Below are 12,004 nucleotides of genomic sequence, written 5' to 3'. Positions count from 1 at the left end.
TGAGACCTGATTTGATTGTTTTGAATATAGCTAAAATTTAGCCAAACCCATTTATCAACAAGAATTCTTATTGATTTTGAACGGTCTCATGTTGATTTTTGTATATATGTAATATCTTTGATAATCAATTCGATCGCAAAATTAAGAGAAATTTAATAGTATCCAGTGAGTTTCGAAATCAAATTACCGCTTTTTGAGGGACCGTTCGATTTACTCTTGTTCTTTATTGAGCGGGATGAGCTGGATATCTATGATATTCCAATTTCAAAAATCACCCATGATTTTTTGGAATACCTGAAGCATTTGGAGAAAATGGAGATTGAGGTGGCCAGTGAGTTTATCCTGGTAGCCGCTACGCTGATGAAGATTAAGTCCAAGATGCTGATCCCCAGGCCGGAGCTTAATGAAAATGGGGAGGAGATTGATCCGAGGGAAGAGCTGGTTCGGCACTTGCTCGAGTACAAAAAATACAAGTCCGTGATTGGAGAGCTGTCCGAAATGGAGGCCAGCAGAATGACGAAAGAAAAAAGAGGGAATATCGCTGCAGAACTCAAAGAGCTGAGCAAATCGGACAATGTGGAAAGTGAAATTCAAGACCTTGACCTCTATAAGATTTTAAAAGTCTTTCAGAAAGTGATGGCCAAATACGTGGCCAGGACGGACGATACGAAGCACACCGTGATCCAGTATCCCTACACTATTGATCAACAAAAAAACTTCGTTTTGGACAAGATCAGTTTCAAGGACCGCATAGCATTTTCGGAGTTTATCGACTTCAAACCTGATAAAATTTTCGTCATCTATACTTTTCTGGCAATTTTGGAGCTTCTTCAGCTTTCCCTTGTAACCATTAAGCTAGGGGAAGGGTTTAATAACTTTTGGGTGGAAAAAACTTAAGGAATTCCAGGGCAGGATTTATGAGGTTAGACAACAAAAAGATTTTCAAAACACTCAACCCCAATAAGGTTTGGATCCCCGTCCTTATTGGTATCGGTATAGTGTTTTTTATGTTTTACAGTGACCCTTCCATCAAAAGGGAAAACCTTGAAAGTGTTTTTGATGCTTCGATTATCTCGCTGCTGCTGGCCGTGGTGGTGATCTTTATGCGGGATGCCGGTTATGTCTATCGGATCCGTGAAATCACCGATAAAAAACTGACATGGATGAGGGCGATCTATGTCATCATCCTCTGGGAATTTGCTTCGGCGGTAACCCCTTCCATCGTCGGGGGAACGGCTGTAGCCGTGTTTATTTTGCACAAGGAAGGTATCAAGTTGGGGAAGGCCATCGCCTATGTGATGCTGACCGCCATCATGGATAACCTGTTTTTTGTCATAGGGGCTCCCATTGTACTGTACTTGGCAAAAGGGAGTATATTTCCTGAAAGCAGGGTGCTGGAATTGCGTCTGGACAATAGTCTCAACTATATTTTCTGGTTCAGCTATAGTTTGTATGCCATCTATTCATTTATCATGGCCGCGGCATTGTTTTATCGGCCAAGGGTGTTCAAGTGGGTTTTATTAAAGATCTTCAGCATAAGATGGATCAAAAAGTGGCGGCATAATGCGAGTGAATACGGTGATCAGATCATGGAATCCAGCAAGGAATTACAAGGGAAAAAGGCTGGCTATTGGTTTACCATTGTACTGGCTACTATTTTTATCTGGTGCTCCAGGTATTTGATGTTGAATGCCCTGATGACGGCATATGTAGACCTTAGCTTTACCGACCATATTGTAGTTTTTGCCCGGCAGATCATTATGTGGGTGGTGATGATGGTTTCGCCTACTCCTGGAAGCAGCGGTACGGCGGAGTTTTTCTTTGCCCAATTCTTCAACGAGTTCCTGACCAATTATACCTTCGTCACCAGTATCCTGTGGAGGATGTTTTCCTACTATCCTTATTTATTGCTGGGGGCCATTTTCCTTCCCCGGTGGATCAGGCAGGTGTTTTTTAAGAAAAAGCAGGAAGTGCAGGGGTGAGTGGAAGTACGAAGTAAGAAGTACATGGTACGAAGTGTGAAGGGGGGTGAAAATAGGAAGCATAGTGAAACTCCCATTTCGGATGGCGAGGTTTGAAGTGCGAAGTGCCTGTCACAAATAATGGCCTTGGCTCGTCTTGATATAAAGAAGATATGCAAATGAAAAATCCAATAGTATTCTTGGGAGTCCTTGGCTTGTTGGCATTTCGGTGCGGGGATGAGAAGCCGGGGAAAGTGGATGGATGCATTGATCCAGCTAAAATAGATCGGTCTGTGGCCTGCTATGAGATTTATGCTCCTGTGTGTGGTTGTGACGGAAAGACTTATTCCAATGACTGCTATGCTGAGGCAGCAGGAGTCACTTCTTGGACCGAGGGGGAATGTGAGGAAGAGTAAAGGGGTAGGGGAAGGCGGTCAGGCTCAAGAGTAAAGCATCAGGTGCAAAGCGTCAAAAAGCAAAAAAAGACTCCCGAAAGACCGACTCTTCAAGTCACGGTCTTTCGGGAGCAAATACATCTGTATTACTTTATTCTTTCGAATTGGTTGAAATAGAAGCTGCCTTCGATTTCAGCATTTTCATCAGAATCCGATCCATGTACGGCATTGGCCTCGATGGATTTGGCAAATAACTTTCGGATAGTTCCTTCAGCTGCATCAGCAGGGTTGGTGGCGCCGATAAGTTTTCTGAAATCTTCCACAGCATTGTCTTTTTCCAAGATGGCAGCGATGATCGGTCCAGAGGACATGTACTTGCAAAGGTCATTGTAAAAAGGTCGCTCTTTGTGGACTGCGTAGAATTTGCCTGCCAGTTCAGCAGTCAGCTGAGTAGCCTTGATTGCTACGATTTTGAATCCGGCTTCTTCGATCATTTTTAGGATAGCACCTGAATGGCCTGCTTCGAATGCGTCAGGCTTGATCATGGTGAAAGTTCTGTTAGTTGCCATTTGTATTTCTTTGAAGATGAAGGTTTATATTTTTCGGGTGCAAAAATAGTATTTTTACCTGAGAGTATTATTATTTGAGGTTAATTGTGTGTTATCTTATTCATTTCTAGTGGATTATAGAAATTGGGATTTTTGAAAAATTATATGGACATTTGCATCTTGTGTAGTGTTGAAAGTGCTACTAAAATATTGTAGATGCTAGATTTAGAGTCATTTAAGAAACTACTGTCCACGTCGAAGAAAATTGTAATCACCATGCATCACAAGCCTGATGCGGATGCTTTGGGATCCTCGCTTGGGATGGCGAATTACCTGAAAAAAAAGAAGCATGAGGTGACAGTAATTTCCCCCTCAGATTATCCTTCTTTTTTGTATTGGATGAAAGGTAATGATGAGGTGTTGAACTTCGAGGAGCAAGGACATCAGAAGGATATTAAGGATAAAATGGCAGCTGCCGAAATGATCATTTGCCTGGATTTTTCATGCCTTAATCGCATCAATGAACTGGGGGAAATGGTCAGGAAGTCCAATGCTGTCAAAGTGAATATTGATCACCATCAGGACCCGGAGGATTTTGCCGATTTCAGGTATTGGAGCACAGAGGCTGCCGCTACTTGCGAACTGGTATATGACCTGATCGTTAAGATGGGTGAAAAATCGCTGATCGATAGTGATATCGCTGATTGTTTGTATTCCGGAATCATGACCGACACCGGAGGGTTTAGGCATCCCAATACGACCAAGCATGTCCATATGGTTACGGCTGAGCTGATCGGCTTGGGCGCCAATAACTCGAAAATTTCCCGATTAATATACGATACCAATTCGGTCAATCGCCTTAAATTTATCGGCTTTGCCCTAAGCAGAAGGCTGGTGATCCATTCCGATCTTCACACGGCTTATTTTTGGATCAGCAAGCGGGATCTCAAAAAGTACGATTCCCAAACCGGTGACACCGAAGGACTGGTCAATTATGCGCTCTCTTTGGATGGTATAAAAATAGCGGCCATGTTTACGGAGCGAAAAGACGGGGTAAAGATATCTTTCCGGTCCACTGAAGATGTGGCGGTAAACAAATTTGCTGCAAAATACTTTAATGGGGGCGGGCATAAGAATGCCGCAGGAGGAAAATCCGAGGCATCCCTGAACGATACAATTGAGAAATTTGAAAAATTAATAAAAGAGAACCAAGAACGATTATTGAATCAACGAGAATTAGTCAATGAAAAACATTAAAAGTTTGATGTTGTCAGCAGGTGTGCTGGCTACATGTTTCGGTGTAGTATCTTGTCAAAAGACCAAAACTACTGAAGACGGTACCAAATATACCTATATCGAAGAAGGAAGTGAGAAGCCGGAAAACGGGCAGTTTATCATTTATGAATTTACTGCAAAGAACAGCAAGGATTCTATATTTATTTCCAGCTTGGAGAATGGTGCTCCGGCATATATGATGCACAATGATTCTATCAAGCGATACGATACTACCAAGGTAAGGCCAGGGATAGATGAGATTTTCTCCAGCCTACGTAAAGGAGACAGCATCCAGTTTACTGCTGCGGCTTCCAAGATTTTCGGAGAAATGAACACGCCTCCTTTCTTGCAGCCTGAGGAAGAGGTTACCCTTAATATTGGTGTGACCGAAATTCTTGATGAGTCAGAAATGCAGGATTTCATGACCAAGGTACAGGAGAAGCAGCGTGCCAAAATGGAGCAAAAGTCCGAGGAGCAGCTGGCAACTGATATCAAGAAGATCCAGGACTATATGGCCCAGAACAATTTGAACGCGACCAAGACGGAGTCCGGTCTGTTTTATATCATCGAAGAAGAGGGCAGTGGTGATCAAGTGGAAGAAGGAAATACGGTGGCTGTAAACTATACGGGGTACATTCTTGACGGAACCGTTTTTGACACCAGTGTAGAAGACGTGGCGAAGGAAAATGATATTTTCAACGAAGGACGTCCTTACGAGCCATTTAGCGTAATGGTAGGAAAAGGAAGAGTGATCCCTGGCTGGGATGAAGGGTTGCAGCTGCTCAAAGGAGGAAGCAAAGCTAAACTGCTTATCCCGTCTACTTTGGCCTATGGACCACGTCAGGCCGGAGAAGTGATCGCACCAAACTCCATCTTGGTATTTGACGTTGAAGTAGTGGATGTTCAGAAATAATTGAATGAAAAGTTTTAAGAATTTATGTATAGCAGCCCTCATCGTAGGGCTGTTTGCTTCCTGCCTACCGGATCAGGAGTCACCACAGGAGATTTTCCAAAAGGACTTGGTGAAAATCGACGAGTATGTGGAGAATACCGATTTCCAGTATGTGGACAAATTGGAGGTGGAGGGTTCTGGGATTGTTATTTTGTACCATACCCAGTCTTTTTCAGGTGTAGCGCCTGAAGCAGGAGATACGTTAAGGGTAGACTATGCCGGTTCATTACTGAACGGAACGGTATTCGATACCTCTGTGGAAGCTATAGCCAGGGACAATAGGCTTTATAATTCCCAAAGAGTATACGAGCCTTTCGAAATAAAATATCTTTATGACGGAATGATTCCCGGATTTGATATTGGTCTTTCCAAGATGGAAATGGGGGATAGCGCCAGGGTGGTGATTCCTTCCTATTATGGTTATGGTAACCGGCAGCAGGGGGATAGGATTCCGGCCAATTCGGTGCTGGTCTTTGATCTTGCGATGAGAGAAGTGAAAAAGGATACAGATACAAATGCTGAGTGATATGAAAAAGTATATTTTAGGCTTATTGGGCATGGGGTTAGTCGCGGGGATGATTTCTTGCGAGCCAAACAACCCTTATAACGTTGGGCCTACGTATGATGTGGAGGGGAACCTGAAAATCGATAGTGCCAAGATTGCCAACTATCTGGAAACAGCAGAATACGATAGCTTGTATAGGATTCATGACGAGACAGGGGTGGTGATCATCGTGCAGGAAGAGGGGGCTGGATCAAGGCCTTCCACTGGAAACGTGGTTTACGCCAATTATGTGGGAAGCCTAATGGAAGACGGGACAGTATTTGATACGAATATTCAAGCTGTGGCAGAGGAAAATGGACTGCACGAGGAAGGTGATGAGTATCCTTTGTTCCAGTTTTCGATCGGTAGCAGCAATGCCATAACAGGGTTTTCTTACGGTTTTAGGAGGTTGAGAAGTGGCTCCAAAGCGGTTATAATTATTCCCTCTCCCTATGCTTATCAAAGCCGAGAGACTGAAAGTATTCCGGCCAACTCAGTTTTGGTCTTTGAAGTGGAATTTTTGGGAATGGACTGATAAGTCCTGAACTTATAAGAGTATATTTTGAAAGACTGTTCCGGGGACCGGAGCAGTCTTTTTTGCTTTGATTAAAAAACGGATAAGCTAATTCGGGAGTCTAACCACAAAGAGCTCAAAGGTTTCACGGAGGTCTCTAAGAAAGGGGCTATTTAGCTATTTTGTTTCTGAATCAGATGCCCTGTTGCCTGCAGATAAGGTCTTTTCATTGTCTTAGATGTTTCGTTCAGTCCTTCGACAGCTCAGGGACCTTTTGGTTAGCAACCAAAACTCCCTTTGGAAAATGCCTAGTCACGATTTGTCCGTTTTCTTAATGTTAAGACTCGGGGTGATATCGGTTAGTTGCTCGGGTCATCCAAGGCCCTTTATGTTTGAGAAAACATTGAAAAAAGGCTTGCTTATCTCTCGTAAAGCCGCTGGGACCACAAAGTTTTGATGATAAAATGAAGCTTGGCATGGAAAGAAAAAAGGCTACCCTTTTGAGGTAGCCTTTTTCTTATATACAGTAAGTATTGATTAACCCTTTGCGCTGTAGTTAGGCGCTTCTCTGGTAATGCTGATATCGTGGGGGTGCGACTCATGAACACCTGCAGCAGTGATTTTTACGAATTTGCCATTTTTCTGCAGGTCTTCTATTGAGCTTGTGCCACAGTATCCCATACCTGCCTGTAAGCCGCCTACCAATTGGTAAAGCACCTCGGCTACCAAACCTTTGAAGGCTACACGGCCTACGATACCTTCCGGTACCAATTTTTTGATGTTGTCCTCTGCATCCTGGAAATAACGGTCTTTGGATCCTGATTCCATGGCTTCCAAAGAGCCCATTCCACGGTAGGTTTTGAATTTTCTTCCTTGGTAGATGATCATTTCACCAGGAGCCTCTTCAGTACCCGCAAGTAGTGATCCGATCATGATAGAGCTGGCGCCAGCAGCAACAGCCTTGACCACGTCCCCGGAATAGCGAATTCCTCCATCTGCAATTATCGGAACGCCTGTTCCTTCAAGAGCCTTAGCGCATTCAAATACCGCCGAGAGCTGGGGAACGCCTACTCCTGCGATGACTCTGGTCGTACAGATACTTCCGGGACCCACACCTACTTTTACAGCATCAGCGCCGGCTTCAGCAAGTGCCTTGGCAGCTTCTGGAGTGGCGATATTTCCGACGATCACTTCAAGGTCAGGGAAAGTTTCTTTGATTTTTCTGCAGGTATCGATCACACCTTTGGAATGTCCGTGTGCGGTGTCGATGGAGACTACGTCTACACCTGCATCTTTAAGGGCCTGAACACGATCTACAATGTCCGCGGTAACGCCAACGGCAGCTCCTACTCGAAGTCTTCCATATTCATCTTTGCAGGCATTGGGCTTGTCTTTTCTTTTCAGGATATCCTTGTAAGTGATCAGACCGGTAAGCCTGTTGTCTTCATCTATAATAGGAAGCTTTTCGATTTTGTGTTCCTGCAGCACCTCTTCTGCCTGCTCCAGAGTGATACCGGCTTTGGCAGTGACGAGGTTTTCAGAGGTCATGATTTCTTTGACCGGCCTGTGCTGGTCTTTGATGAATCTCAAGTCCCTGTTGGTAATGATGCCTTTAAGCTTTTTATCGCTATCCACTACGGGAATACCACCGATATGGTATTCTCTCATGATCTCTTCCGCATCCTTTACCTTGGCATCTACCTGCAGGGTGATGGGGTCCAGGATCATGCCGCTTTGGGATCTTTTTACTTTGCGCACCTGTGCAGCCTGCTGCTCGATGCTCATGTTTTTGTGGATGAACCCTAGTCCTCCCTGCAAAGCGATGGCAATGGCCAGCTCTGCTTCGGTAACCGTGTCCATGGCTGCGGAAACCAATGGAATGTTCAGCCGGATTTTTTTAGTAAGTTGAGTGGAAGTGTTGGTGTCGCGAGGCAATACTTCTGAGTATCCCGGAACCAGGAGCACGTCATCATAGGTGAGTGCTTCGAAGAGGAATTTATCGGTATTTAGATTCATGGCAAATTTGGTTAACTAACCCTATTTGCCCGTCAAAGATACAAACAATTTTGAATGTGAATCAACGATCCCTGAAAAATAATCTAAAATTTTTCGAATATTTGGGATGATCATGGAATATTCTTTGGAATGCCCCAAAGCACTTAATGAAAGCGTTTTGGGGCAGCGGCTAAGATTAATTATTGTTTTGGAAGCAATTATAAAATTTACTTTCGACGAAGTTTGGCAATGTAAAATCCGTCAAAGCCACTTTCGTGGGCCAAAACTTTCTGGTCTTCAATCAGTTCAAACTGCTGTCCCTTTTCCGAGCTAAGGAATTTTTCTACCTGCATTTGGTTTTCGGTAGGCAAAATGCTGCAGGTGGCATAGATCATAAGGCCTCCCGGCTTTAGCATTCCACTATAATCTTGTAGGATATTTTGCTGAACAGTCTGTACGTTGGAAATGGATTCTGGGCTGAGTTTCCATTTGGTGTCAGGGTTTCGTCTGAGTACCCCCATACCAGAGCAAGGAACATCCAGCAGCAGTCTGTCTGCAGAGTCCTTCAATCTTTTGATGGTTTTGCTTCCGTCTATGGCTTTGGTTTCAATAATGCTGATACCGTTTCTTCTTGCTCTTAATTTGGTGTTTTTAAGCTTCCATTCTTCCACATCCATAGAAAGGATACGGCCTTTGTTTTCCATAAGTGCCGCCAGGTGAAGGGATTTTCCCCCGGCTCCTGCACAAGCGTCTATGACGCGCATGCCAGGTTGTACCTCCAAAGCGGTGGCAACCAGCTGGGATGAGGCGTCCTGTACTTCAAAAAGACCTTCTTTAAAGGCAGGGTTTTTGAAGATGTTCTGCCGCTTGGCAAGAACCAAGGCGTCTTTATAGCCTTTTGGTGCAAAAGTCTCCACGTTGTCCTCTTTGAGGCGGTTCATGAGATCCTCTCGTGAGATTTTAAGGCTGTTAGCCCTGATGACCACCTGGGCCTGTTCATTTAGTGCATCAATTTCCTTGTCCCATTTTGCTCCCAAAAGCTCTTCACCCATGCTGTCCATCCAATCAGGGATGGACTGGAGTATCGCTCTGCTGTGAATGGCGGTATACCTTTGCTTGATTACCGCTGCATCAATTCCTTCAAACTCTCTCCAAGGGGGGAGTTCGTTGCCTTGCATCAACCAATAAGTGCCGAAAAGATGGAAGAGGTCATCCGTAGGGCTTACTTCTTTGATCAGTCTCCACCAACGGACCATTTCATAAGTGGATTCAGCGATAAAACCACGGTCTCTCGATCCCCATTTAGGATTGGATTTTAAGGTCCTTTCGATAACCTTGTCCGCATACTGTTGGTGATTGAAGATTTCGTCAATGGCATTGACTACTCCGTATACCGTGTTGGAATGAAGCCTCATGAAGAATGTTTAGGTTTGGGGGGCAAAGATAATTAAAAAAACGGGGTAGGTTTCCAAAACTGCCACGTTTTCTCAAAGAGCTGGCATCTTCAAGCGGTATGCCTTCCACTTTTTCCCGTCAGGATTTTTAGCCGCCCAGAATGATCTGGGCATTTCCAATTAAAACTCCTGACCTATTCTGTCCAGCTCATTGGGTAGTCTTTATCTACAAAGCGCAGGGCATCTTGGGTCAGGTTTAAGGGGCTAAATGTGTCCAACATAACGGCAGTCTCCTCTGTTTTGGAAGCGCCAATACTTTTTTCTACGGTACCGGGGTGAGGGCCATGGGGAAGACCGCCCATATGGAGCGTGAAGGATCCCCGGCTAATGCCCTTTCTGCTCATAAAATCCCCATCGACGTAATACAGGACCTCATCCGAATCAATATTGGAATGGTTATAAGGAGCAGGAATGGAGAGGGGATGGTAGTCAAAGAGCCTCGGTACAAAGGAACATATGACAAAGCCGGCAGCCTGAAACGTTTGGTGCACTGGCGGTGGTTGGTGGATCCTGCCGGTAATGGGTTCAAAATCTTTTATGGATAAGGCATAGGGGTACAAGTAACCGTCCCAGCCGACAATGTCCAGCGGGCTATGTTCGTAGATATAGTGAAACAGCTGCTTGTTTTTTTTGATCTGTATGTGGTATTCTCCTTTTTCTTTTTCAATAACCAGCTTGTCAGGAACCCTGATGTCCCTTTCACAGTAGGGGGAGTGTTCCAATAGCTGGCCAACATCGTTGCGGTAACGCCGTACAGTTTCCACCGGACTGGCGGATTCAATAATAAGGAGTTTGATGGGGCCTTTTTTCCATTCAAATTTATAGATAGTGGTCCTTGGGATGACAATATAGTCTCCTTCGCGGATATCCAGTTTTCCAAACTGAGAAATAAGCTGTCCATGACCCTCATGGACAAAGACCACCTCGTCCCCATCTGCATTTTTGAAGAAGTAGTCCATTTTATGATTGCTTGGCGCGCAGATGCCCATCATGACATCGTTGTTTTTCAACAGGATCTTTCTTGCCGTGAGGTAGTCTTTTCCGGTGGTGCTTACTTCCGAAGTGTTCAGGTGGGTTTGTCGAAGACCGTAATCCTTGGCAATTTCCCAATCAAAGGAGGTGGGTTTGAGGATTGCCTTGATGGCGTTCGGATTATGGATATGATAGAGAATGGAATAGATTCCTGAAAAGCCTTTGGAGGAAACCAGTTCTTCTTTATACAGGCTGCCGTCTGGTTGCAGGAATTGGGTATGTCTTTTGGGAGGGGTCTTTCCCATTCGATGATAAAAGGCCATATTTTGAGGGTTTATGCGTTTTCATAATTTAACAAATAGTCCGCAGTATACCGAAGAAAATGGATGATTTGCTGGCCGCGCTCGCAAGAAGAAAGAGTGAAAGGTTGGGTGAGGGAAATTAGCGTAAGGCTGAAGATTTTTGTTTTTCCAAAGAGGGCTTATTTTAGAATAGTGGAATTTAGAAATAAGTGATGATTTTTTCTTCCCGCTTGGGCGGCCGTGAAGCACCTACATTTTTCTTTAGCCAGAAAAGCAGGCTTTTGCCTACGGTCCGGTCGGCGGATTTGAAGTTTTTGCCTTTTTGCGTTTGGGGTTTTCCATTGGTTTTTGCCTCTCCGTTTTCCAGGGCCTTTAGGTATTGGATCAGGGCGGTGCCAAGTAATCGGGTGGTTTTGATGTCAATTTCGGTTTCTCCGTCCCCAGGTGCCAGCGCCGGGAAAGCTTCTGACAAAATGTCCCCTGTGTCCACCCCTTCACTGAGGTGGTGAATGCATCCTCCTAAGTGTTCGTAGTCCCTGAAAAAAAGCGCCCAAAATAGGGAGTCATTGCCCCTGTAGGCCGGGGCAATTCCGTAATGGATATTGACGGCTGCTATTTTTGGGATTTTTATGATTTCGGGTTTTAGCAAAGGTGCACGGCAAGTGATCAGGACATCCGGCTCCAACTCCTGTAGCAATGTTATTCCTTCGGTCTGATTGAGTTTGGGGCCGTGGATCTCGATCCTGTTTTGAATAGAGGGTTTAGACTGTGGATCGGGGTACAGTTTACGGTTTAGGGTGTTTAAGTGAAGTTTGACCAATGTCCTTTTGGCCAAGCGGGAAAGCACAGCGGAAGGGGTGAGCGATTTTTTTTTCTTAGGACCTTTTGAAAAATTAGGGCTCACCACAATGGTAGAAGGGTAGTGGTAGAGGAGTTGCTCGATGACGGCCATCTCCCGAATCTGACATTCGCTGATAAGAACAATCTTCATACAAAATTAAAATTTTCAGTATGTTCAGGTTTTTAAAAAAAGCTAAGAAACGTTTCATCTCTTACCGGTTTGCACGTAAGAAATTTAGTAATAAAAAATAT

At 44.5% G+C, this 12,004-nt stretch carries 12 protein-coding genes; 7 read left to right on the top strand and 5 right to left on the bottom strand.

Translation table 11 applies throughout. From position 1 onward, the window contains the following. The first annotated feature begins 165 nt into the window (after nt 1-165). The 3 genes from ACYVAA_RS01620 (at nt 166) to ACYVAA_RS01610 (ending at nt 2,377) form a co-directional block, all read left to right on the top strand. On the top strand, nt 166-897 hold the full coding sequence (locus ACYVAA_RS01620) for a segregation and condensation protein A (RefSeq protein WP_460538269.1): 732 nt from the start codon (nt 166-168) through the stop codon (nt 895-897). A 20-nt stretch (nt 898-917) separates the two neighbouring features. After that, a complete protein-coding gene (locus ACYVAA_RS01615) occupies nt 918-1,982 on the top strand; it encodes a lysylphosphatidylglycerol synthase transmembrane domain-containing protein (protein ID WP_460538268.1) in 1,065 nt (354 codons plus the stop codon). 158 nt (nt 1,983-2,140) lie between these two features. Then, nucleotides 2,141-2,377, top strand: coding sequence for a Kazal-type serine protease inhibitor family protein (locus ACYVAA_RS01610; protein ID WP_460538267.1), 237 nt, complete (start codon nt 2,141-2,143; stop codon nt 2,375-2,377). Between the two features lie 125 nt (nt 2,378-2,502). Here ACYVAA_RS01610 and ACYVAA_RS01605 read toward each other — a convergent pair whose 3' ends face one another. Beyond that, nucleotides 2,503-2,925: a nucleoside-diphosphate kinase gene (locus ACYVAA_RS01605; RefSeq protein WP_460538265.1), complete on the bottom strand. Its 423-nt coding sequence runs from the start codon at nt 2,923-2,925 to the stop codon at nt 2,503-2,505. A gap of 195 nt (nt 2,926-3,120) precedes the next feature. Between ACYVAA_RS01605 and ACYVAA_RS01600 the strand changes: the two genes are divergently transcribed. The 4 genes from ACYVAA_RS01600 to ACYVAA_RS01585 are packed head-to-tail and all read left to right on the top strand — an operon-like array spanning nt 3,121 to nt 6,210. Further along, nucleotides 3,121-4,161: a DHH family phosphoesterase gene (locus ACYVAA_RS01600; protein WP_460538264.1), complete on the top strand. Its 1,041-nt coding sequence runs from the start codon at nt 3,121-3,123 to the stop codon at nt 4,159-4,161. After that, nucleotides 4,148-5,092, top strand: a complete 945-nt coding sequence (locus ACYVAA_RS01595; protein ID WP_460538262.1) for an FKBP-type peptidyl-prolyl cis-trans isomerase — start codon at nt 4,148-4,150, stop codon at nt 5,090-5,092. The genes ACYVAA_RS01600 and ACYVAA_RS01595 overlap by 14 nt, the downstream gene beginning before the upstream one ends. Nucleotides 5,093-5,096: 4 nt before the next feature. Next, nucleotides 5,097-5,657, top strand: a complete 561-nt coding sequence (locus tag ACYVAA_RS01590; RefSeq protein ID WP_460538261.1) for an FKBP-type peptidyl-prolyl cis-trans isomerase — start codon at nt 5,097-5,099, stop codon at nt 5,655-5,657. Between the two features lies 1 nt (nt 5,658). Continuing rightward, nucleotides 5,659-6,210 carry an FKBP-type peptidyl-prolyl cis-trans isomerase gene (locus tag ACYVAA_RS01585; RefSeq protein WP_460538260.1) on the top strand — a complete coding sequence of 184 codons (552 nt, stop codon included), beginning with the start codon at nt 5,659-5,661 and terminating at the stop codon, nt 6,208-6,210. Between the two features lie 516 nt (nt 6,211-6,726). On the opposite strand, the gene guaB is transcribed toward ACYVAA_RS01585, so the two are convergent. From guaB to ACYVAA_RS01565, 4 genes are all read right to left on the bottom strand, one after another. After that, entirely contained in the window at nt 6,727-8,205 is a 1,479-nt protein-coding gene (guaB, locus tag ACYVAA_RS01580) for an IMP dehydrogenase (RefSeq protein ID WP_460538259.1), read from the bottom strand. A gap of 206 nt (nt 8,206-8,411) precedes the next feature. Next, nucleotides 8,412-9,599: an RsmB/NOP family class I SAM-dependent RNA methyltransferase gene (locus ACYVAA_RS01575; RefSeq protein ID WP_460538258.1), complete on the bottom strand. Its 1,188-nt coding sequence runs from the start codon at nt 9,597-9,599 to the stop codon at nt 8,412-8,414. Nucleotides 9,600-9,772: 173 nt separating this feature from the next. Continuing rightward, nucleotides 9,773-10,933, bottom strand: a complete 1,161-nt coding sequence (locus tag ACYVAA_RS01570) for a homogentisate 1,2-dioxygenase (RefSeq protein ID WP_460538257.1) — start codon at nt 10,931-10,933, stop codon at nt 9,773-9,775. A 178-nt stretch (nt 10,934-11,111) separates the two neighbouring features. Continuing rightward, on the bottom strand, nt 11,112-11,903 hold the full coding sequence (locus tag ACYVAA_RS01565) for a formyl transferase (RefSeq protein ID WP_460538255.1): 792 nt from the start codon (nt 11,901-11,903) through the stop codon (nt 11,112-11,114). Between the last annotated feature and the right edge of the window lie 101 nt (nt 11,904-12,004).

Source organism: Echinicola sediminis (assembly GCF_054777495.1).
This window is presented reverse-complemented; position numbering and strand designations above follow the sequence as displayed.

Coding starts and splice junctions, on each gene's coding strand:
- ACYVAA_RS01595 (WP_460538262.1), top strand. CDS start 4,148: ATGAAAAACATTAAAAGTTTGATGTTGTCAGCAGGTGTGCTGGCTACA.
- ACYVAA_RS01600 (WP_460538264.1), top strand. CDS start 3,121: ATGCTAGATTTAGAGTCATTTAAGAAACTACTGTCCACGTCGAAGAAA.
- ACYVAA_RS01590 (WP_460538261.1), top strand. CDS start 5,097: ATGAAAAGTTTTAAGAATTTATGTATAGCAGCCCTCATCGTAGGGCTG.
- ACYVAA_RS01565 (WP_460538255.1), bottom strand. CDS start 11,903: ATGAAGATTGTTCTTATCAGCGAATGTCAGATTCGGGAGATGGCCGTC.
- ACYVAA_RS01610 (WP_460538267.1), top strand. CDS start 2,141: ATGAAAAATCCAATAGTATTCTTGGGAGTCCTTGGCTTGTTGGCATTT.
- guaB (WP_460538259.1), bottom strand. CDS start 8,205: ATGAATCTAAATACCGATAAATTCCTCTTCGAAGCACTCACCTATGAT.
- ACYVAA_RS01570 (WP_460538257.1), bottom strand. CDS start 10,933: ATGGCCTTTTATCATCGAATGGGAAAGACCCCTCCCAAAAGACATACC.
- ACYVAA_RS01575 (WP_460538258.1), bottom strand. CDS start 9,599: ATGAGGCTTCATTCCAACACGGTATACGGAGTAGTCAATGCCATTGAC.
- ACYVAA_RS01615 (WP_460538268.1), top strand. CDS start 918: ATGAGGTTAGACAACAAAAAGATTTTCAAAACACTCAACCCCAATAAG.
- ACYVAA_RS01585 (WP_460538260.1), top strand. CDS start 5,659: ATGAAAAAGTATATTTTAGGCTTATTGGGCATGGGGTTAGTCGCGGGG.
- ACYVAA_RS01605 (WP_460538265.1), bottom strand. CDS start 2,925: ATGGCAACTAACAGAACTTTCACCATGATCAAGCCTGACGCATTCGAA.